The sequence below is a fragment of the Sporomusa sp. KB1 genome (assembly GCF_007830295.1).
Lineage (GTDB): Bacteria > Bacillota > Negativicutes > Sporomusales > Sporomusaceae > Sporomusa.
Map to the genome: position 1 here is coordinate 3,763,504 of NZ_VLKC01000002.1, position 22,718 is coordinate 3,786,221.

At 43.8% G+C, this 22,718-nt stretch carries 19 protein-coding genes, 1 riboswitch and 1 other annotated feature; of the genes, 17 read left to right on the forward strand and 2 right to left on the reverse strand.

Annotated elements, in window-relative coordinates:
• The first annotated feature begins 1,523 nt into the window (after positions 1–1,523).
• Positions 1,524–3,809: an accessory Sec system translocase SecA2 gene (gene secA2 / locus SALPA_RS21155; protein ID WP_222428079.1), complete on the forward strand. Its 2,286-nt coding sequence runs from the start codon at positions 1,524–1,526 to the stop codon at positions 3,807–3,809.
• 81 nt (positions 3,810–3,890) lie between these two features.
• On the opposite strand, the gene SALPA_RS21160 is transcribed toward secA2, so the two are convergent.
• Complete coding sequence (locus SALPA_RS21160; RefSeq protein ID WP_145098590.1) at positions 3,891–4,295, reverse strand: hypothetical protein; 405 nt, start codon at positions 4,293–4,295, stop codon at positions 3,891–3,893.
• A gap of 107 nt (positions 4,296–4,402) precedes the next feature.
• Positions 4,403–4,606, forward strand: a binding site (T-box leader).
• Between the two features lie 118 nt (positions 4,607–4,724).
• On the opposite strand from SALPA_RS21160, the gene leuS reads away from it, so the two are divergent.
• The 16 genes from leuS to sigK all read left to right on the forward strand — a co-directional run bounded on the left by leuS (position 4,725) and on the right by sigK (position 21,748).
• Entirely contained in the window at positions 4,725–7,205 is a 2,481-nt protein-coding gene (gene leuS / locus SALPA_RS21165) for a leucine--tRNA ligase (RefSeq protein WP_145098593.1), read from the forward strand.
• Between the two features lie 35 nt (positions 7,206–7,240).
• Positions 7,241–7,558: a thioredoxin gene (trxA, locus tag SALPA_RS21170; protein ID WP_145098596.1), complete on the forward strand. Its 318-nt coding sequence runs from the start codon at positions 7,241–7,243 to the stop codon at positions 7,556–7,558.
• A 110-nt stretch (positions 7,559–7,668) separates the two neighbouring features.
• Positions 7,669–9,234, forward strand: coding sequence for a bifunctional UDP-sugar hydrolase/5'-nucleotidase (locus SALPA_RS21175; protein WP_145098599.1), 1,566 nt, complete (start codon positions 7,669–7,671; stop codon positions 9,232–9,234).
• Positions 9,235–9,335: 101 nt separating this feature from the next.
• A complete protein-coding gene (gene nirJ2 / locus SALPA_RS21180) occupies positions 9,336–10,328 on the forward strand; it encodes a putative heme d1 biosynthesis radical SAM protein NirJ2 (protein WP_145098602.1) in 993 nt (330 codons plus the stop codon).
• A 95-nt stretch (positions 10,329–10,423) separates the two neighbouring features.
• Positions 10,424–11,554, forward strand: a complete 1,131-nt coding sequence (locus SALPA_RS21185; RefSeq protein WP_145098605.1) for a hydrogenase small subunit — start codon at positions 10,424–10,426, stop codon at positions 11,552–11,554.
• A gap of 22 nt (positions 11,555–11,576) precedes the next feature.
• Positions 11,577–13,469, forward strand: coding sequence for a nickel-dependent hydrogenase large subunit (locus tag SALPA_RS21190; protein WP_145098608.1), 1,893 nt, complete (start codon positions 11,577–11,579; stop codon positions 13,467–13,469).
• A gap of 19 nt (positions 13,470–13,488) precedes the next feature.
• Positions 13,489–14,211, forward strand: a complete 723-nt coding sequence (gene cybH / locus SALPA_RS21195; protein WP_145098611.1) for a Ni/Fe-hydrogenase, b-type cytochrome subunit — start codon at positions 13,489–13,491, stop codon at positions 14,209–14,211.
• 11 nt (positions 14,212–14,222) lie between these two features.
• Complete coding sequence (locus SALPA_RS21200; RefSeq protein WP_145098614.1) at positions 14,223–14,705, forward strand: HyaD/HybD family hydrogenase maturation endopeptidase; 483 nt, start codon at positions 14,223–14,225, stop codon at positions 14,703–14,705.
• Positions 14,706–14,732: 27 nt separating this feature from the next.
• Positions 14,733–15,047 (forward strand): hypothetical protein, encoded by a 315-nt coding sequence (locus SALPA_RS21205; protein ID WP_145098617.1) that lies wholly within the window; start codon positions 14,733–14,735, stop codon positions 15,045–15,047.
• A 90-nt stretch (positions 15,048–15,137) separates the two neighbouring features.
• Positions 15,138–15,497 carry a chorismate mutase gene (aroH, locus tag SALPA_RS21210; RefSeq protein ID WP_255451290.1) on the forward strand — a complete coding sequence of 120 codons (360 nt, stop codon included), beginning with the start codon at positions 15,138–15,140 and terminating at the stop codon, positions 15,495–15,497.
• Positions 15,498–15,642: 145 nt separating this feature from the next.
• Positions 15,643–16,626, forward strand: a complete 984-nt coding sequence (locus SALPA_RS21215; RefSeq protein WP_145102166.1) for a glycosyltransferase family 2 protein — start codon at positions 15,643–15,645, stop codon at positions 16,624–16,626.
• A 73-nt stretch (positions 16,627–16,699) separates the two neighbouring features.
• A riboswitch (cyclic di-AMP (ydaO/yuaA leader) is annotated at positions 16,700–16,837 on the forward strand.
• Positions 16,838–16,840: 3 nt separating this feature from the next.
• Positions 16,841–17,509: a C40 family peptidase gene (locus SALPA_RS21220; protein WP_145098620.1), complete on the forward strand. Its 669-nt coding sequence runs from the start codon at positions 16,841–16,843 to the stop codon at positions 17,507–17,509.
• Between the two features lie 118 nt (positions 17,510–17,627).
• On the forward strand, positions 17,628–19,358 hold the full coding sequence (locus tag SALPA_RS21225; RefSeq protein WP_145098623.1) for an ABC transporter ATP-binding protein: 1,731 nt from the start codon (positions 17,628–17,630) through the stop codon (positions 19,356–19,358).
• Positions 19,359–19,388: 30 nt separating this feature from the next.
• On the forward strand, positions 19,389–19,958 hold the full coding sequence (locus tag SALPA_RS21230) for an HDIG domain-containing metalloprotein (protein ID WP_145098626.1): 570 nt from the start codon (positions 19,389–19,391) through the stop codon (positions 19,956–19,958).
• A 68-nt stretch (positions 19,959–20,026) separates the two neighbouring features.
• A complete protein-coding gene (gene yyaC / locus SALPA_RS21235; RefSeq protein ID WP_145098629.1) occupies positions 20,027–20,620 on the forward strand; it encodes a spore protease YyaC in 594 nt (197 codons plus the stop codon).
• A 414-nt stretch (positions 20,621–21,034) separates the two neighbouring features.
• Complete coding sequence (gene sigK, locus SALPA_RS21240; RefSeq protein WP_145098632.1) at positions 21,035–21,748, forward strand: RNA polymerase sporulation sigma factor SigK; 714 nt, start codon at positions 21,035–21,037, stop codon at positions 21,746–21,748.
• Positions 21,749–22,251: 503 nt separating this feature from the next.
• Here sigK and SALPA_RS21245 read toward each other — a convergent pair.
• Positions 22,252–22,689 (reverse strand): hypothetical protein, encoded by a 438-nt coding sequence (locus tag SALPA_RS21245; protein ID WP_145098635.1) that lies wholly within the window; start codon positions 22,687–22,689, stop codon positions 22,252–22,254.
• Positions 22,690–22,718: the final 29 nt, after the last annotated feature.

A 22,718-nucleotide genomic window follows, 5' to 3' on the forward strand; every position in this document is an offset into this window, starting at 1 on the left:
CGCACCCCCGGAATTTAGGTCTTGATCGCCTACTAAAACTGTCAGGACTTCTCTGGGCATGACAGTAAAATCGCCCCGTGCTTTTGCACCAAGACCACTCTACGTCTGTCGTTTCCACCACTCGCACCAATGGCTGTGATATTTATAGATGTTACATTTACAGGAACGGTAAAATATTGTAATTCCCCTGTATAGACAAATGTCACAGTTCCCGTGGAATATTCCCCCTTTTATGAAAAAATTAGTCTTTTCACTATCATCTTATGTTAGGTGTTTTTCCGAGGACAAAATTTAATGGCCGCTTTTAAAATATAGGTACGGGCTTTGGCTCTATAGGTTAAGATACATCCGCCATTTTGATAGGAGTAAATTGCCCCTTTATTGTTCAATTCCATATAAAACAATTGGAGTAATTATACATACCAACTATTATCAGACCCAATTAGTTTTGGCTTATATAATACTATGCGGGAGATTGATGTTTTTTTGAACCTATTGTCACATATCGCCACCAAGCGGCAATATTATGCCCGTAAATATGGTTATGTAATAGCGCGCTGCGGATACCATCCAGACAGAAGAATATCCCTACTGCTAGGCACTGATAAACCAATACCACCCAGATCCCGTGTTACGGGTTCTGGGTGGTATTGGTTTTATTGGCGAACCTGAAATATATTGCATCCTTGAAATTCATTTTAGTAGTATCTTTTGTACTGTAAGCCTAACAAATCTAGCAATATATATAGTATGTCATTGGGTAGTATTTTTAAAAAATAAATATAATAGTAAGGTGTAACAGAAATGCTATGGTATAATAATGATAATTATTTGGGAATGCGCCAACGTGAAATGATGACACATTAGGAGTAATAACCGCACTATGTTTTATTTATTGGGCCCATATTTTGAGGTATTTAGGATTATCAGAGTTGGCTCTTTTCTTTTCCTGCTGCTGCTCTGCTTGTCATAAGTGCACTATTGTGGTCAGGTCAGCTTTTTCAGGGATGAACGCCAAGAGCTTTTTTGAGAATGAAAATTTGGAGCAACTGGATATAAAATCTTATGGTGGAGATATAACGCGATGTTAATTGTTCTTCTTTTCATGACATTTTATATAACGATTCCTTTAGTATTTACGGGATTTTTATTCGGCGCCTTCCTGTTCAGGTCAGGCTCCATGAAGTTTGCCGATTTACAGATAATCCTGGGGTTGTTTTTTGGCAGCACGATACTTTGGGTTTATACTGAGCAGGTTGTTAGCGGAATCCTGCGACTTATAATTGAAAACTTATTTTCGCTGTCGGGTCATTATATAGTATCCGAGGCCATACGATCTTTTTCCCTGTTAATGATGGCCATTGTTTTTTTGATTCTAGTTAATCCTTGGGAATCAAAATGTTTCCCCAACTTTCCGAAGCATTTAACCGTACGTAATGCTTACAACGAAGAGGGGGGAACATTATATTTATGTTGGAGAAATTATCCAAAATTGTTTGTGCGATTCGGGATATCCAGAGCCGGTGGAGTATAACCTTGAATTTTATCAAAAAGTTTTACAAGAAATCAACACTGTCAAGTTTAATTCTCTGAGTAATGGCAGACTGCAGGAAATATCCGCGGAACTTAAGAGCCGGTCCTTCACAGAAGCTTTATCCGATTCCCTGCTAGTAGATTCCGTCGCTCTTGTTCGGGAAGCAGCCAAACGGGTATTGGGCATATACCCGTTTGATACTCAGGTTATTGCAGGCATTGCCCTGCACAAGGGTAAGATAGTGGAAATGCAAACTGGTGAGGGTAAAACACTGGCCGCCGTAATGCCGGCATACATAAATGCGTTGGCAGGCAAAGGCGTTCATGTGCTCACTTTCAACGATTATCTTGCCCGTAGGGATGCCCAATGGATGGGCCCGATATTTGAATTTTTGGGCCTCACTACAGGGTATGTCAATGAGGGTATGAGTACAACCGCAAGACAGCAGGCCTATTCCTCCGACATAACGTATGTAACCGCAAAGGAGGCGGGCTTTGACTACTTGCGGGATTTTTTATGCACGGAAAAAGAGAAGCTTGTCCACCGGCCATTCCATTACGCCATTGTGGATGAAGCCGACTCAATCCTTATTGATGAAGCGCGAGTGCCGCTTGTAATTGCAGGGAATGTGGGGAACGACGAGGAGAATCCGCTTCAATTGGCCGGAATAGTCCGTGGCCTTAAGCAGGGAACCGACTATGATACTGATCAGTACAGAAGTAACGTATACTATTCCGACTCGGGTCTACTGCAGATTGAAAAAATGCTGGGATGCGGGAATCTGTATGCTTCCAAGAATTTAAGTCTACTGGCTAGACTGAATTGCGCGCTGTATGCCGAGGTGCTGATTGAAAGAGATAAAGACTATATCGTCAAAGACAACAAGGTGGAGCTTATTGATGAGTTTACCGGCCGTATTGCTGCCAAACGCCGCTGGCCGGAAAACCTTCACGCGGCAGTTGAAGCCAAAGAGGGCTTAATAGCCACATCCAGGGGAACTATTGTGGGCTCTATTGCGCTGCAGTACTTTTTAAGACTGTACCCGCGAATTTCCGGAATGACCGGAACAACCAGCACGGCTGCGACTGAGTTAAGAGAGCTCTATGGGCTAGACGTGCTTGTAATCCCTACGAATAAACCTTGTATCCGTATAGATCACCCGGACATGATCTTTACGGATAAGAATGCGAAGCAGACAGCCCTGATTGCGGAAATCAAAAAAGTTCATGACACGGGGCAGCCAATACTTATTGGTACGGGAAGCGTAGAAGAGTCGGAGATGCTCGTGGAGAAACTGAAAAAAATAGGTATCCTGTGCCGGATTCTAAATGCCAGAAATGACGAAATGGAAGCGAAAATAATTGCCGGGGCGGGAGAGCTTGGAGCGGTAACGGTGTCCACCAATATGGCCGGCAGGGGTATTGACATAAAGCTAGGTGGCGAATTCGAGCAGGAACGCAGCCGGGTAGTAGAGTTGGGCGGACTTTATGTTGTCGGGACTAACCGGCATGAAAGCCGCAGGATCGATAACCAACTCAGAGGCAGGGCCGGTCGTCAGGGTGATCCGGGCGGAAGTAGATTTTTTATTTGTCTGGAAGATGATCTAATAAAAAGATATGATATCGCGAAGTTGATTCCCGTCAGAAAATTTCCGGCAAAACAGGAGTCCGTAAACAACCCTGCCGTGTCGCGCGCGGTGGAACGAGGCCAGAAGATTGTCGAGGGATACAATTCCGATATTAGAAGGCAACTATGGAAATACTCTTTTCTAATCGAGCAGCAGCGCCGCATTATTCATAACAAACGTCAGGAAATACTGCTGGATAAGAAACCGTTAAATCTTTTAGCGGCAGAAGCCGCTGATCGTTATGGTACGCTGCGAGATCAAGTCGGGGAGGACGTTTTAAAAAAAGTCGAAAAGCAAATTACCCTTTATCAGATAAACAAATGTTGGGCTGATTATTTGGACTATATCAGCTATGAACGTGAAGGCATACATCTAGTTGCAGTTGGCAAAAAAGACCCTCTCACCGAGTTTCACAGAATTGCTATAGAAGCATTTGACGAGATGATGGACAATATCGACTCTGAAATAGTTAGGACCTTCGAGATCGTTGATATCGGAAAAAACGGAATTGACATGGCGAAAGCCGGCCTCAAGGGTCCTTCGGCTACCTGGACCTACCTTATTAATGACAGTCCGTATCAATTTAGCCGACTACCCAGCTTGATCAAAGCCGCCATAACTAAGCTTAGCAGGCCTTCGGACACTTAGGCCCTGATAAACAAATACCACCCAGATTCCGCGTTATGGGTTCTGGGTGGTATTAGTTTTATTGGCTGACTCTGCATTCGTTTAATTAGTAGAACTGGCTGATTTAATCCACTCCTCTAACTTGGCCAATACTTCTGTTCGGGCATCGTCTACTTCTGCTCCATGCCATTCTTGCCCTGTCTGACTATCGAACCATGAATCCTTTTGTGAAAAAGTTCCGCTGGGGTACATTTTTTCTTGGGCAGCATCCAAGATACCATCGAGCATGCTTTGCTTGACGGATTTTCTGATCATACGGCAACCGGCCTTCTCTGTAGTAGCAACCTCTATGCCATCCGGGCCGGCGCTAAGGCCGACATGAGAAAGCAATTTACCTTGCTGGCCAGCGGCGGAAATAGCCTGCTTGGCATAAGCGGCGGCCTGCTCCCGCTTAATACTGTCATCATCTACAGTTACTCTTACATTGCCGATAATAAGCTTATACATGACGCACCTCCTTATGAACTATTGTATGACTATTTATTTGAGATAGAACAGTTTTTGAGACGCAGGTTAAGTTGACTTTTACAATTTGTTGCTATATAATGGAACATACAAATCTGAAGAGGCAGAATAGTATGCTTATAACCCAGTTCAGAAAGTTGGCGGATGTTGCGAGCCAATCTGCGTGATAGCTGAACTCGCTGCGGAGGAGTGGCTGTGAAGGATTAGCAGTCGCCGTAAGCCTGCGTTATAGGCAAAGAGTGGATGATATTTGTCATCAAACAGGGTGGTACCGCGAGAATCTCGTCCCTGGCGTTAGCCACGGGACTTTTTTATACCCTACAGGTATAAACGCAATATTGGCTTTCGCGTTCGTCAATGGTTTGGCGTAAGCCGTGTTTCCTTTACTATTTGTCCGAGGGGGATTACTCGATGAATGAAAAATACACGCCGAATGAGATTGAGACCAAATGGCAAAAACTCTGGGGCGAAAACGATGCTTTCAGCACAACTATTAACCGCCAGCGACCAGAATACTATGTCCTGGAAATGTTTCCTTATCCGTCGGGAAATTTGCACATGGGCCATGTACGCAATTATTCTATCGGCGATGTTATTGCCAGATTTAAAGTAATGCAAGGTTATAATGTGTTGCACCCCATGGGCTGGGATGCTTTTGGCATGCCTGCCGAAAATGCTGCCATCAAGAATGGCATTCATCCTTCGGCCTGGACCTGGGATAATATTGCTAATATGCGCCGGCAACAGCAAGAACTGGGCTTATCGTATGAATGGGACCGTGAGGTTGCTACCTGTCATCCTAAGTATTATCACTGGACGCAATGGCTGTTTTTACTGTTTTTTGAACGCGGTTTAGCGTACAAAAAGAAAGCTGCTGTAAACTGGTGTAATGACTGTAATACCGTACTGGCTAACGAGCAGGTAGTTGATGGCCGCTGTTGGCGTTGTGACTCGGTTGTTGTAAAAAAAGACCTTGAACAATGGTTTCTAAAAATAACAGATTATGCGGATCGTCTGTTAGCTGACCTGAATGAGTTAAAAGGCTGGCCTGACCGGGTCAAAACCATGCAAGAAAATTGGATTGGCCGTAGTGAAGGTGCACAGTTCAGCTTTGCCGTACCTGAGATTGATGATAAGATTTCCGTATATACTACCCGTCACGACACCGTATTTGGTGTTAGTTATATTGTGTTAGCACCAGAACATTCACTGGTGGACAAGCTTATTGCAGGCAAACCGGAAGAAGCTGCGGTAAGAGAGTTTATAGCACGTGTTCGTAATCAAAGTGATATTGCCCGCACCTCCAATGAAACAGAAAAAGAAGGTATCTTTACCGGTGCTTATGCCATTCATCCGTTTACTGGCGAACAAGTGCCCATTTGGGTTGCTAATTACGTATTGGTAGAATATGGTACAGGTGCGGTTATGGGTGTGCCGGCTCATGATCAACGTGACTGGGACTTTGCCGGTAAGTATGGATTACCCAAAAAAGTGGTAGTTCGGCCTGTTGATAAAGAGCTTACGATTGATGATATGACCGAAGCTTATGATGGCCAGGGGACGATGGTTAATTCCGGGGAGTTTAGCGGTCTGGACAATGAAACCGGTAAGGTGAAGATTGCCCAGTGGTTTGAAAACCAAGGCATTGGCAAACGCCGTATTAATTACCGCTTGCGCGACTGGCTCATTTCCCGTCAACGTTATTGGGGGGCACCGATTCCTATTATATATTGTCCGGATTGTGGCACAGTACCTGTGCCGAAAGAGCAACTTCCGGTTTTGCTGCCTGAAAATATCGACTTTGCCAGCGGTTCTGTATCGCCGCTGGCGAAAGCAGAGGATTTTATCAATTGCACATGTCCTAAGTGTGGTGGCAAAGCGCGGCGAGAAACCGACACTATGGATACCTTTATTTGTTCGTCCTGGTACTATTTCCGTTATACCAGCCCGCATAGTGCAGATGAGCCGTTCGATCCCGACAAAGCTAACTATTGGATGCCTGTTGACCAATATATCGGCGGTATTGAACATGCTATTTTACATCTTTTGTATTCGAGATTCTTTACCAAGGTGTTAAAAGATGCTGGCTTGGTTAATGTCAATGAGCCATTCAAAAACCTGTTGACTCAGGGGATGGTCATCAAAGACGGATCCAAAATGTCCAAATCTAAAGGTAATGTAGTTTCACCTGAAGAAATTATTGGTAAATATGGTGCTGACACGGCCCGGTTATTTATCTTATTTGCTGCACCGCCAGAGCGTGATCTGGAATGGAGCGATCAAGGTGTAGAAGGTGCCTACCGTTTCTTAGGCCGGCTGTGGCGGATTATTGATCATTATGTGCCACTGATTAAAACAGAAGCAGCAAGCGATGATACCAACGAGCTAACCAAACCCGAAAAGGAACTGCGCCGTATTCTGCATATAACGATCAAACGCGTTACGGAAGACATTGGTCAACGTTTCAATTTCAATACAGCCATCAGTGCCATTATGGAATTAGTTAATGCTATGTATGCGCTTAAAGAGCAGAACGTAATACCAAGTGTAGCTTTGGCACGGGAAGTGGTAGCTGGCCTGCTGAAGATGCTGGCACCATTTGCACCGCATATTACGGAAGAACTATGGCAAGAGACCATTGCTGAAGGTAGTGTTCATAAGCAGTTATGGCCTGTTTTCGATGCTTCTGCCTTGGAAGTGGAAGAAGTCGAGATTGTTCTTCAGATTAATGGTAAAGTTCGGGATAAAGTTACTGTCCCTGTGGGCCGAACTTCCCAGGAACTTGAAAAAATAGCTCTTAAGCAGCCAAAGGTTCAGGAACTTATTGCTGGAAAAACAGTAATCAAAGTAATATCAGTGCCGCAGAAGCTGGTTAATATTGTTGTCAAATAGAGATAATAGATTAATGAGGAGGCGAACAAACAAGTATGCTTACTATTACAAATGTAACAGAGTTCAATGAGGCAGTACTTAAATCCGACAAACCTGCGCTGGTTGATTTTTGGGCGCCCTGGTGTGGTCCCTGCAAGATGGTAGCACCGGAAGTGGAGGCGATAGCCAAAAACTTCGAAGGCCGGGCAGTGGTAGCAAAGGTTAATGTTGATGAACAGCAGGACCTGGCTAGTCATTACAATGTTATGAGTATTCCTACATTGATAGTTTTCAAGGCAGGTAGTGAAGTTGGCCGGATTACCGGTTATCGTCCACAAAAGGACATTGCAGATATATTAGAAAAGGCACTATAAAATATAACTCCCGGTAAACATCCGGGAGTTTATATTTTGCTTAGTAACTTGTATTTATCTGGAAGCTTTGTCATAATTAGAACTATAGGAAGAAGGGGGCGGGAATTTAGATGTTTGCTAGAAAGTTAACTGTATTTATTGCTATTATATGTATTAGTCTACTATGTTTTTTACCATCAGCTTTGGCAGCAGGAGAACCAAACGAAACCGTAGTTGTCAATATTCTCACAGTAAATGACTTCCATGGTGCATTGTCTGAGAGTGGCAAGAATCCAGGTATGGCAAAACTTGCTGCTTTTTTGAAGGCGGAGGTGGCTAAGAATCCCACAGGAACAATTATTGTCAGTGCGGGTGATATGTTTCAGGGAACGCCTGAATCCAATATGCTCTACGGCAAACCGGTAGTTCAAGCAATGAATGAGATTGGATTTTCGGCGATGGCTATTGGCAACCATGAATTTGATTGGGGTACCCAGGTGTTAAGGGAACGGATTGCACAATCAAGTTTTCCCTATCTGGCAGCCAATATTATTGATAAAGCAACTGGCCAGGTTGTGAGTTTTGTCAAACCATATGTAATAGTTGAGAAAAACGGGCTAAAAATTGCCATAATCGGTCTGGCGACCCCCGAAACAGCGTATAAGACCAGCCCTAAGTACAGTAAAAACTATATTTTTGCTGATCCGGCCCAAACAGTAACCCAGCGTATTCCTGAGTTGAAACAACAAGGAGCCGATATAATTATTGTATTGTCGCATTTGGGCAGTGAAGTTGAACCGTTAACCCGGCAAGTTACAGGCGAGGCCGCCGATTTGGCGCGTGCAGTTACTACAATTGATGCCATTATCTCAGGCCATACTCATCAGAAGGTGTCCGGTGCGGTGAACTCAGTACCAATCATTCAGGCTGGTTATAATGGACGGGCTGTAGGCAATCTTTGCTTAACCTTTTCTAAAAAGGACAAGCAGGTAGTAGCTGCAGAGAGCAATGTCATTGAGTTAGCAGCTGCCAATTTGGTTGCTGATCCAGCGGTAAAGGAAATTGTGGATAAGGTACAGGAAGAAGTAGCGCCGATGAAAAACAAGGTGTTGGGGCATACTGTTTCTGAATTGAAGCATGAAAAATACTCTCATTCTGTTTTAGGTCAGTGGGTAACAGATAGCATGCGTCAGAGAGTTAAAGCCGATATTGCTTTTGAAAATGGCGGGGGTCTGAGGGCCAGTATCCCGGCTGGAGCTATCACGCTAGGCAGTCTGTATCAAGTAGTACCATTTGATAATACGTTGATTACTGTAGAACTAACCGGAAAACAGATCATGGAGGTTCTTGAACACGGTATCGATAATCAGCAAATCGGTATGGTGCAGTTTTCGGGTCTTAGGGTGGAGTATGATAAGACATTGCCTGATGGTAAGCGAATTACCAAAGTAACCTTAACTGATGGCAGTCACCTCAGTCTTACTAAGCTATATAAGGTTGTAACAAATGATTTCCTGGCGCAAGGCGGTGATGGCTTTACCACGTTTAGCCAGGGAAAACATCTGATTGACACCCAGCTTCCACTTCGCGATTGCTTACTGGAGGCTGTAACGAAGACGAAAGTCATTAATGCTACTGTTGATAAGCGTTTTATCGAGGTTATGCCAGTAAATACTGTAAATAGACTTGCTGCCTAATAGCCAGGAAAGTAGGCAAGGGCAGCAGGGAAGATGTTGAAACATGTCGAATTTATTGTTTGGCATAATACGTAAGATTACTGATTACAAGGAGTAATGGAATGATAATCTCATGGAATACTACCCAGCAGTGCAATATTAACTGTGTACATTGTTATCGCGATGCCGGTGCCAAACGTACTGATGAATTAAGTACCGCCGAAGGCAAAAAACTGCTTAGTGAGATCGCTAAAGCCGGTTTCAAGATTATGATATTAAGCGGCGGTGAGCCGATGCTTCGCTCTGATATCTATGAACTCATTACTCATGCTGTTTCCGTCGGCCTTCGCCCTGTTCTTGGGACCAATGGCATTTTGTTTACTGGCGATGTACCTGCCAAACTCAAAGCGGCCGGCTTGATGTGTGCTGGTATTAGTGTGGATAGTTGTGATGCTGAGCGCCATGATACCTTTAGGGGGGTGAAAGGCGCCTGGCAGCAAACTATGGCTGGCATCAAAGCATGCCGGGAAGCTGGTTTACCGTTTCAAATTCATACTACAGTCACTAATTGGAATGAACAGGAAGTGACGGACATTACTGATTTGGCAGTTGAACTGGGCGCTGTTGCCCACCATGTTTTTTTTCTGGTGCCTGCTGGACGGGGAAAAGACATTGAAGAAACGACACTTAAGACCAATCAGTATGAAGCCGTATTGAACCGCATTCTTGATAAGCAGGCTACTACTGCTATTGAGATAAAACCTACCTGTGCTCCCCAGTTCATGCGGATTGCCAAAGAAAGAGGCGTACCGATGCGGTATACCCGCGGCTGTCTGGCAGGAACAGCCTATTGCGTAATATTGCCTAATGGGGATGTTCAGCCTTGCCCGTATCTGCCACTGAAAGTCGGGAATGTACGTAAGACGGCCTTTGATACTATTTGGCAAACCAGCCAGGTATTTAACGAGCTTCGTAACGGGCCGCTTAAAGGTGGCTGTGGTTCCTGTGGGTTTGATAACTTATGCGGTGGCTGCCGTGCCAGAGCCTACTTCTACTCTGATGGGGATTATCTTGCGGAAGAACCCTGGTGTAGCCGGGGAATTAGAGAAAAGTAAAAATTATTCTGATAAATTAAGAGGAAACTGAGGAAAAAAGTAGAATAGCAAAATAAGGATTAGTAAGTAGTACTATTTTTAAAAGGGGGGCGACTATGGAAAAGCGGGATACTCTTTGGAAATTATTTCAGAAGAAGAATATCAGCAGGCGTGACTTTCTTAAAACATGTGTGGCCTTGACAAGCATGATGGGGTTATCCACTGATCTACTACCGCAAGTCATAGAGGCTGCTGAGAAAAAACCATTACCGCCGGTGATCTGGCTTCATGGGCATGAATGTACAGGTTGTGATGAAACTTTTATCCGGTCCCAGTCACCATTGGCCTCAGACCTGGTACTTAATATGATTGCTCTTGAATATATGGACGTACTGGCAGCTACTGCCGGTGAGCAGTTAGAGCAGCATTTAGAAGAAACTATGCAAAAATATTCCGGTCAGTATCTAGTGATATTTGAAGGGGCTGTTCCGGAAGCAGAAAATGGTATTTATTGCATGGTGGGCGGTAAGCCCATTATTGAGACACTGAAACATGTAGCCAAAGGTGCTGCCGCTATTATTGAAAATGGTTCCTGTGCTGCCTGGGGTGGTATTCAGGCCGCTAGGCCCAATCCCACTAAATCGGTGTCTGTTAGTGAAGTAATTAGCGGCAAACCCATTATTAAAGTGCCTGGCTGTCCGCCCATTCCTGAAGTACTGACAGGCACAATTATGCACTATGTGTTATTTGGTCAGTTGCCGCCTGTTGATAATCAAGGACGGCCCAAACAATTTTTTGGCAACCGGATTCATGATACCTGTTACCGGCGTCCTTTCTTTGATTCTGGTATGTTTGTGGAGAAGTTTGATGACATGGCAAGTAAAGCCGGTTGGTGTTTGTATAAGGTAGGCTGCCGGGGGCCAGAAGCCTATAATTCCTGTGGTAATATGCGATGGTGGAATGGCATGAGCTATCCTATCCAATCAGGTGCCCCTTGTGTAGCCTGCGCTGCCAATAACTTCTGGGATAATGATCCTTTCTATGAACGGCTGCCCAATATTCCAATGCCTAACTCTATCGTCAATGCCGACAAAGTCGGGGCTGTATTGGCTGGCGTGACTACCGCCGGCGTAGTGACTCATGGCATAGCATCCTATGTCCAACACAAAATGCACGAAGCTAAAGCAGAGAAAGCGTTAGAAACCACTGATGAACATAAGCCGGAGCGCGGCCAGGATAATGAATAGCGGATGAGGAGGAACGGCTTAGATGAAACATATCGTTGTTGACCCAATAAACCGGATTGAAGGTCATCTGCGGGTAGAAATCAAAGTAGATGAAGCTACCGGTAAAGTCGAGGATGCGCTATCCAGCGGTACTGCGTGGCGGGGTATTGAATTGGTCTTGAAGGGCCGCGATCCAAGGGATGCTTGGCTGTTTGCCCAACGGATTTGCGGCGTATGCACAACCGTACATGCTTTAGGTTGTTTACGGGCAGTTGAAGATGCATTGGGCATAGAAATCCCCAAAAACGCCAACTATATTCGTAATATAATTGCTGCTTCTCAAATGGTGCATGATCATATTGTGCATTTTTATCACTTGCATGCGTTAGACTGGGTAAGCCCGGTTGCTGCGCTCAAAGCCGATCCAGCGGCTGCGGCAGCTCTCCAAAATACCGTGCTGGAAAAATACAGTCTTAAGTTTGAAGGCCCTGTTAGTTTTGCTACCAATGCCTATCCTAAGGATTTTCCAAAAGCGACTACCGCCTATTTTAGAGAAATTCAAAATAAGATAAAGGCCATTGTCGAGAGTGGACAACTTGGCATTTTTGCGGGTCATTACTGGGATCATCCTGATTACAACGTATTGCCGCCAGAAGCACATCTTATGGCAGTGTCTCATTATTTAAACATGCTTGACCGTCAGCGGGATTTAGTTTACTCGCATCTCGTTTTTGGCGGCAAAAACCCCCATCCCCACTATATTGTCGGGGGGATGCCTTGCTCTATTTCACTGAATGATATGAATGCACCAGTCAATACTGAGCGCTTAGCACTTGTGGACACCTCAGTTAATCTGGGTATAGATCTGGTAAATAATTTTTATATTCCTGATTTATTGGTAATTGGCGATTTATTTGTTAAGGCCGGTTATGTGGATGGCGGCGGCTTGGCCGGACAGCGGGTATTATCTTTTGGGGATTATCCGGAAGAAGGCTATAGTGGTGTTGCTAACGGCGAGTATTTTAAAAATTTATTAGTCAATTCAAGCGGTGTTGTCGAAAACTTTAATCAAGGTGTGGCAAAAGCTTCGTTCTATCCGCTTGAGGGCAAAGACTTAGGCGATCCGAATGTATTGGCTGAAGGGGTTGAACATTCCTGGTACAATTATCCCGAAGCTGGTAAGGACCTTCATCCTTGGAGTGGTGTTACCAGCCCACAATTTACCGGTCCTAAGGAAGGAACTAAGACCAACTGGAAATATCTTGATGAAACTGGCAAGTATTCCTGGATAAAGACTCCGAAATGGAATGGTAAGATGGCGGAGGTTGGTCCGCTGGCTAAGTATATTGTTGTATATACTAAGGTTAAACAAGGTATTATTCAGCAGCCAACTTGGGCGGAAAAGCTTATGGTCGAGCAAGTTGATGCTGTGTCCAAGCTTCTTAATGTACCACCGGAAACCTGGATGCTTACCACAGTGGGACGGACAGCCGTCCGCGGGCTGGATGCCCAACTGAGCGCCTATATAAATAAATACTTCTTAGATAAACTGATAAATAATATCAAAGCTGGTGATACCACAGTGGCCAATACGGCTAAATGGGACCCGGCAACTTGGCCCAAGGAAGCGAAAGGTGTTGGGTTGCACGAAGCACCGCGCGGCGGTCTTAGTCATTGGGTAACAATTAAGAATGGAAAAATTGACAACTATCAGGCTATTGTTCCTTCTACCTGGAATGCCTGTCCCCGGGACGGCAAGGCCGGGTATGGTGCGTATGAAGCCAGCATGATTGAAACCAAAGTAAAGATTGCTGAAAAACCGCTTGAAATACTACGGGTGCTGCATTCATTTGATCCATGCTTAGCCTGCGCGACCCATCTGTTTGATAAAGAGGGTAAGGAAATTACTGTCGTTCGCACAGACCCGTATTTATAGGAAAAGGAGGATACCGGTCATGCGCCAAGGAGCTATGAAACCCTATTACCTGTTTAGCCCATGGACACGGATTTTCCACTGGGTCATGGTAATATGTGTATTTATCCTGTTTGTTACCGGACTGTACATCGGTAACCCCTTTTTCCTGGGGACACAGGGGATGGAACCCACTTTTGCCGTTACTAATGGTATGGCAATGGAGATGATACGATATATCCATTTTCTTGCTGCTTATGTCCTTGTCATCTCCTTTATCCCGCGTATTTATGGCTTTATTATTAATCCGGGCGACAGGCTGCTTCCTAAGCCCTGGACGAAACTGTATTGGACCGGGATTATGGATACTCAGCTGCACTATATGTTCCTGCGCAGCAAACACCGGCCCTATTTAAGAAATTCATTAGCTAGGTCAGGTTATTTAGCAGTGTATTTCATGTTTTTAATTGAAATTATAACTGGATTTGCTATGTATTACATGGTTGAGCCTAACCGTTTTTTGGCAAAGATCTTTGGCCCTTTCAGTAACTGGCTGGTCAATGAATATGTGGTACATCTGATTCATCACTTTGTTGCCTGGTTTATCATCCTGTTTGTCATTGTCCATGTCTATATGGCCATCAGAGCTGATTTTACGGAAAAGGGCGGCGAGGTATCATCTATGTTTTCGGGTATTAAATATCTGGAGGAAGAGCCTGACGATGCAGGAGATCTGATAGATGCCAAGAAATGCAAGGCAAAGTAGGAGTTTTACCTATGGAAAAAATCGTTGTTCTCGGTGTTGGCAATATCTTAATGCAAGATGAGGGGTTTGGTGTCCGGGTGGTTGAAGAAATCACCCGGCGCTATACATTCCCGGAACAGGTGCAAATTCTTGATGGTGGCACTCTCGGGATGGAACTGCTGCGCTTTATTGCCGGTGTCGATTGCCTGCTGATTATCGATGCGGTAAACGGTGGCGGCGTGCCTGGCGAGTTTTATCAATTTGCCAATGAAGAAGTTAAGGTCTATTTTAAACAAAAGGTATCTATGCACGAGTTAGGGGTTCAGGATGTGCTGACAGCACTAGAACTTTTAGGAGAGCCAGTAAAAGAAATAGTCGTTTTGGGCGTTCAGCCTGCCGTGATTGATATTGGTCTTGAACTGAGTCAGGTTGTGCAACCGGCTATTGATCAGGCTGTACTACGGACGCTTGCTGTTTTGGATTCTTGGGGTATAAACTGCCTTCCGCATACATAGTAATTTACAAATGCGGGAGGTGGGGCTTTGAATTACCGTGTTCTGTATGTTATTCTTACCCTGAATGAAGAACCAGAGGTATTTCCCGCCGAGGATTACCGGTATAACCAGGAAAATAGCTGTCATGAGCTATTAATAACAGTTTTTGACCAGAAGCTTTGGGTAGATACCCGGGCAGTGAAGTTAAAAAAGGTATCAGGAGCCATTTTTTGCTGGCGGGAGTATGAGCAGAGACAATACATAGAACTTAATCAGTCAGATGCTGTTTGCCCCGAATGTGGTTGGTGGCGGTGCCATGTATGTGGTTCTTGCCGGTGCAATAAACCGCTAAAACAGGATTAATAACAAAACAATGTACAAAGCTTGCAGGAAAAATGCTAATTTACGCGTATATTATATAAGGGTTTTTACTTAATTCTTTCTTGGGGAGTGGTGATTATACTACGCGGTATTCGTGGTGCAACAACTGTTACAACTAATAATCGTGAAGAAATATTTGAATGTGTAGCCGAACTGCTTGCGGCAATTTCACGGGAAAACTTGCTGAATACCGAAGACATTGGGGCCGTAATCTTTAGCTCAACTCCTGACTTAAACGCTGCCTTTCCGGCAGCCGGGGCAAGAAAGTTTGGTTGGACTCAAGTACCGCTATTCGGGACGCAAGAAATCGAGTGCCCTGATGCGCCGGCACTTTGTATTCGTGTACTGATTTTGTGGAATACTGATTTGAGACAGCAAGACATTAAGAATGTATACCTACATGGCGCTGTCAGTTTACGTCAAGATAGTTAGTGATACCGATAGGCTTGTCGTTTTAGCATAAAACCTGCTTTGTAATTTGCAAAGCAGGTTTTATGCTTACTTTTTATAGTGTGTATTTGCAATCATACGCCAGCAGTGCAATAATATAGTGGTGACAAGGAGGCTTGCATAGTTGATGGGTGTAATCAATACATTGATATCTATTGTTGTGCCAGTATATAACGAACAGGAAAATATTGATAATTTCTATAGTGAAGTTGTTAAACATATGGAACAACTGGCCTATTGTTTTGAAATTATTTTTGTCGATGATGGCTCAAGTGATGCCACGCCGCTTATTTTGGAGCGGTTAGCTACTGGTGATAAGCGGGTACGGGCGCTTATTATGGCTCGTAACTTTGGTCATCAGGTGGCCTTAACCTGTGGCTTGGATCATGCCCAGGGAGATGCGATAATCACTATGGATGGTGATATGCAGCATCCGCCGGAAATGGTACCGTTGTTAATTAGTAAATGGGAGGAAGGCTTTCAGGTTGTCCAAACAGTCAGGATAAATACCGAGGGCGTATCTTGGTTTAAAAATTTTACCTCAGGTATGTTTTATAAGTTGATGAATGCCTTATCGAATGTCCAGGTTGCCGAGGGTGGTTCTGATTTTAGATTATTAGACAAGCAGGTGGTAGACAGTTTTCGACGTTTTCGGGAACGAGCCAGATTTATTCGTGGTATGATTAGTGCAATTGGCTACCGTCAAACTAACATCGAATTTATTGCTCCCAAACGGTTTGCCGGTCAATCTAAGTTCTCTTTAAAAAAAATGCTGCATTTTGCCCTTGATGGGATTACTGCTTATTCTAAAACACCACTTCGTTTTGCATTTTACATCGGGATTCTGTTGGGATCTGTAAGCATTGGCCTAACCCTGCATGTTCTCTACATAAAAATCTTTACCACCGAAGCAGTTCCTGGTTGGGCGACAATTACTGCCAGTATTTTGCTCTTAGGCGGCTTACAATTGGCGGGAATTGGTATTATTGGAGAGTATGTTGGCCGGATATTTGAAGAAGTAAAGCAGCGTCCTCTTTACTGGTTGCGGGCTGAGCTTGGCCAGCAAGTGACAAAAGATAAACAGGCGACATTTGGCGAAAAAGAAAGCTGACCTAATAAATGTAAAAAAAAACACGATTTTTGGGAAGGAATTTCTAAATCTAGGCCGAATAGTAGTTTTAGAGCATTATAGAAAGCCGAATCCAGCTCTGGTACGGGGGAACCAAGTAAGGGGGTGAAACTTGACAAGCGTCAGCTTTTCAAGTAGGGTGCCTGCAACCCTAACCCGTCAGCTAACCTCGGAGGCAAGTGAGAGGAGAAACCATTTGCAAAAGTTTTTCAGGCTTATTGTCGCTTTATGCCTCTTTTTGGGGACAGCTGCTTTTGCCCACGCTTCAGGTACATATGAGGCTGGCGACCAGGGAGATGATGTTGCCGCTATTCAAGCTCAGCTTAATAATCTGGGGTTTAATGCCGGTGCAGCGGACGGTGATTTTGGAAACGCAACGCTTAATGCTGTTAAAGCTTTCCAAAAAGAGCGCGGTCTTGAATCAGATGGTGTGATTGGAGCGCAAACCTATCGTGCTCTGATGGGACGGGATATTCCAGCCAGTCGTGATTCCTCTACTGCTTCGGTAAGGCGTATCATTCAGACTTCCATGCGTTACAGAGGTGTACCGTATGTATTTGGTGGGACAAGCCCTGATGGTTTTGATTGTTCGGGCTTTACTCGCTATGTTTTTGCTCAGAGCGGCATCTATTTGCCACGAATGGCTGATGAACAATTTGAAATTGGGCGGCATGTATCTTACGGTCGTCTTCAGCCTGGAGACTTGGTGTTTTTTAGCACTTACACTTCAGGAGCATCACATGTCGGCATCTATATTGGCGATAGTAGATTTATCAGTGCTACGTCTAGTAGCGGTGTAAGAATTGACAGTCTAGATAGTGGTTACTGGGGTTCGCGCTACATTGGTGCTCGCCGGGTGATGTAAAGTAAGAAAGGAAGGCAGGAAAGCCTTCCTTTTTTATTGCCTGGGTACTTGTATTTAACGATAGGAACTGAGACAATATAAGTGTAAAGTCAAGCATTATTATAGTGGAGATATTATTATGTTTAGTTTTTATTGGCGAAAGTTTATAATACCGTATTGGTTATTAGCTTTAACAGCGGTACTGTGTTTTATTGTTGCAAGTTTAGCGGGCTTAGCGGCGCCGCTGATAGTTAAGCTGCTGATTGACGATGCACTGACCAGCGCCAATATTGCGTTTTTGCATCTGATTACTGCGGGTATCATAATCCTATACTTCATCCGTGGTTTATTTTCTTATTTTTATGGATGCAGTATGGCCAAAGCTGGCAATAAGATGCTGGCTAAACTGCGGCAGGATATGTTCAGTAAGTTGCAGTCACTAGATTATGCCTATTTCATGAAGACTCCGTCAGGTGAGCTTATTTCGCTATTTACCAATGATCTATTATTTATTCAGCAGGCAGTTACGGTAGGTATTCCTGACGCTATTGTTGAGTCGCTGAATCTACTGGCTATCATGGCAATCATGATTTATTTTGATTGGGAACTGGCGATGGTGACTTTTGCAACTTTGCCATTTATCATCGTTGCCATCGGTTTTTTTAATAATAAAGTTGGCCGATTAGGCGTGCTTGTTGAACATACGTTGGCGAAAGTCACAGCCATTATTCAACAATCGCTCATATCGATCATAGTTGTGCAAAGTTATGTCCGGGAAGGTTATGAATACAAAAAATTCAGTGACAAGATTCAGCAAGCAGCAAACGAATTGCTAAAAGCTCAGCGATTAAGTGCAATTTTGGTGTCATTGGTAGAATTTCTTGCCGCTATCGGTTTAACTATTATCGTCTGGTATGGCGGGCGGGAGGTTATTCAGGGTGATCTGAGTATTGGCGGGATGTTTGCTTTTCTGGTGTATATTATCAATATACCTATGCCAGTACGCAAAATCAGTCAGGCTTTGACTTGTCTGAAACTTGGTGCGGTAGCCTGGGGGCGTATTAACAGCTTGCTTAACGAACAAACTCCGTCGGTGGTTGATGGTTATTTACAAATTCCTAAGGCGGAGGGATTAGTCGAGTTTAAGGATGTGTCATTTGCTTATCAGACTGGCAAGCTGGTGCTGGAAGATATTAATATTCTTGCGAGGCCAGGAGAGGTAATTGCTATTGTTGGTCCCAGCGGGGCAGGTAAATCTTCATTTGCTAATTTACTCTTACGCTTTTACGATCCTGACAAAGGGGCTGTTTATTTAGACGGAATAAATATTAAAAAACTTAAAATTAGTGATTTGCGGCGGCAGATTGGCTTTATTCAGCAGGAACCGGTTCTATTTAACACCACTATTCTGGAAAACCTTCGCTATGGCAGGCCTAATGCAACCATAAGCCAGATTGAGCAAGCAGTTAGATTATCCAATGCTTACGACTTTATTATGGCCTTGCCACAAGGCTATGATACGATAGTAGGAGAATTGGGCGGAAATCTGTCTGGTGGTCAGCGACAGCGGATTGCTATTGCCAGAGCAATAATTATGAAACCTGCCATATTGCTTTTTGACGAACCGACTGCTGCCCTTGATGCTCATACCGAAAAACAGGTTATGTCAGCCATTCGGCAAGCCAGCACGGGACGGACAGTCTTTATTATTACCCACCGTATGTCGACAATTATGGCTTCAGACAGGGTAGTGTATTTGGCGGGGGGCAAGGTGGCGGAAATGGGTACTCATCAGGAACTTATTGACAAAGGGGGCTTATATGCTCAGGCAGTCCGGCTTGATGAACTTGAACTGCGTATAAACCCGTAAATTATATGACATACAACCAGGAGGCTTACAATGGACTATAGTAGATCAGGTGCTTGGAAACTATTATGTAAACATGTTCAAAGCGAAGTACTTTTAAAACACTGCCTGGCAGTTGAGATTGCCATGCGCGCTTATGCCGAAAAATTTGGACAAGATGTTGAATATTGGGGGGCAGTAGGCCTGCTTCATGATGTTGATTTTGAAAAATATCCTGAAGATCATCCGAACCATGGCCGAGAAATTCTTATTGCCGCTGGCTATGACAGTCAGTTTGCTACTGATGTGGAGGCTCATGCTCGTGATTGGCAGCCAGAGCGTACACTGTTGCAAAAAACATTATTAGCAGTGGATGAACTGACTGGGTTTATTATTGCCTGCGCTCTGGTGCGTCCTGATAAGAGTCTGGACAATTTAGAGGTAAAATCAGTTATAAAGAAATTCAAAGATAAAGCTTTTGCTCGTGCTGTTAATCGTGAAACCCTGACAACAAGTGCTGAAGCTATGAATGTTGACTTTAAAGAACATGTTGCTTTTGTTACCAAGGCACTGGCTCAGGCTGTGAAAATGCCTGAATACCAGGAATTGCCGTTGATTGGATAACGAATACCAAACATATACTGGATAAAAGGTGCATATAGATTAACGAGATAGCTAAGAGGAGAGAGAGCATGGCAAAAAATGCCCTTAATAGGCTTACTGTTAATCTACATGACATCGATATCCGGAACAAATTATACGAACATTTGATACTACTTTTAAAACGTCAGGAAGGGATCGGGTTGCGACCACTTGTGGCGCTCTGTATTGGTTCTGATCGTTATACGGGCGATGCTTTAGGGCCGTTAGTTGGTACCCACCTTGAGGGAAAAACCGAATGTAATGTGTATGGCACACTAGAACAGCCTGTTCATGCAGGTAACTTTGTAGAGACGATAAATCGGATAACTCACCAGCATCATCATCCACTTATTATTGCCATTGATGCTTGTCTTGGCAAAAGTTATCAAGTCGGTAATATTGAAATCTGGCAGGGGGGGTTGGCCGCAGGGATTGCAGTAGGCAACAGATTGCCTACTATCGGTGATATCTCAGTTATCGGTGTAGTCAATGCCCAAAGTCAGATTGGCTATCTGGATCTGCAAAGCACGTCTTTAGCTAAAGTGATGAAACTCAGTAAAGTTATCGGCGAAGCCATTAGTGAGGCCATTCATACGGTAGTTGCGGAGAACATGCCCGCTTGTACACAATCAGTTGCTAAGTGAACTCGTTTCAGCATAGCTGAAACATTGGGGATTCAGGTGGAGAGTCTACTCCACCTGAATTAACGCCGCCTGTAGAGGTGGGAGTCTTGACTCGCTTACTAAGATAACGTGAAGATAAAAGAACGAGATTGCCTAAAAAGCAATCTCGTTCTTAGTTGTGCTATTCTTCCGGAAACAATCTGTCCCACAGCATGTATAGTGCTACCAATGTGCTGGCAAAGAATATGCCAATATCGGCAATATAACGTTCCATCAAGCCATACCTCCTTGAATAGCAACTACTTCTTATTTGGATTATAGGCTACTTACGGCCTTTGTGCAAGGTAGAGTAATAAATATTTTTTGTTGCCAGGCACATTCACCTTGTCTGCCCCATAAGCTTTATCGACAGACTTTTCGGGGGTGAATGACTGAATGGCTATTTCGTTTTTAACGGTATTAGCAACATCGATAATCAAAGGCATCACCCTGCTTGTTTCCTACATAGCCAATAATACGTTTCCTTTACCGTTGTCAGAGAAAGACGAACGTGTCTATTTGCAACGGCTAAAAGGCGGGGATGAAGGTGCCCGTAGTGTATTAATTGAACGTAACCTGAGACTGGTAGCCCATATTGTTAAAAAATTTGATAATACAGGTGAAGACGTTGATGATCTAATCTCCATTGGCACCATTGGTCTTATTAAGGCGATTAATACCTTCGATCCGGCCAAAAAAATTAGGCTGGCCACCTATGCTGCCCGCTGCATTGAGAACGAAATACTCATGCACCTGAGAAGCACCCGGCGCATTCGCACAGAAGTTAGTTTGTATGATCCGATTGGGGTCGACAAAGAAGGCAATGAGATAACTTTAATTGACGTATTGGGCACAGCTCCTGATATTGTGGGTGAAGCGGTAGAAAGTTTATGTGAGCAGGAAAGATTGACTCGTGAAATCCACCGTCTGACAGCCCGGGAAAAATGGGTGCTTGAAATGCGTTTTGGTTTGCCTGACGGCAGACGAAAAACCCAGCGCGATATTGCCAAAATTTTAGGGATTTCTCGCAGCTATGTTAGTAGAATAGAAAAACACGCTATTACCAAGCTAGGGAAGACACTGTCTGCAAGTGATACTACACCTAAATAGAGCTGTAGGCTAATGCGGTATAAAAAACAGAAAAAGAGGCGGCTAGTCTGCTGCCTCATCTTTTAAAAACTCTTCCAACGCTTCTCTGTGTTTATGCTCATTGGTCATAGCTTCAGAAATTACTTTTCTATAACCTTAGCCGAACTATGACAAGACTATGTTCGGAAGAAATTTTAAGAAAATTAATAAAAAAGGAGAACTTGCTATATCAAAAAGACAAGTTCTCTTTTTTTGTATATGGATCGCACAATGGGACTGAAATAACTTGTAGTGTGAATTAAGGGTATCGTTTTCACACGGTCTGCCGTTCTCTTGACACCTATTTTAGTTACACCAGTGCATATTCTATATTTAGCAATAGAAAAAATTAGCGAATTTTACAGGAATATAGATTAATTTGGAGAATGGATAATCTGGCATGATTTTACGGTCATTTACCTGCTGTTTAGATATATAATATATTGTTTCTGAAGGATTTTCCTAAACTAAAAAAATATCATAAACTATTTTCTGTGATCTGATAAGGTGCCAAGATCGAGGGAACTCAAAATTTCATTCGCTTGCGTAATAGACTTCCCAGTTTCAAGGGAGTGGATAATAATGGCATCGCGTTTGTTTTTGGGATATAGTGCGCCTACCTCGGCAAATTTGAGCAGTCTAGCAGTTTCCTCGTTATTCAGCCCGAAGCCAAATGCTAAAGACAATGTTTGATTTCTGCCCGGTTTCGTTTTGATTCCACTGAAAAGTTGGTTTATGTAGTTGCTGTCAAGATTGGCACTTTTGATTACATCCTGCCTTTTTAATCCTTTTAATGACAATAATTTTTCTAAATATTCCCGTAATGTAGGATCGGTAATAGATGATTCGTTTTCTTGCAGAAAGATTTTGAGGTCCTTCGCGTTTTTCAGGATTTTTATTAATGCACCGGTGGATATTTCCATTCTGCGACCCCCAATATTTTTCTCTATTG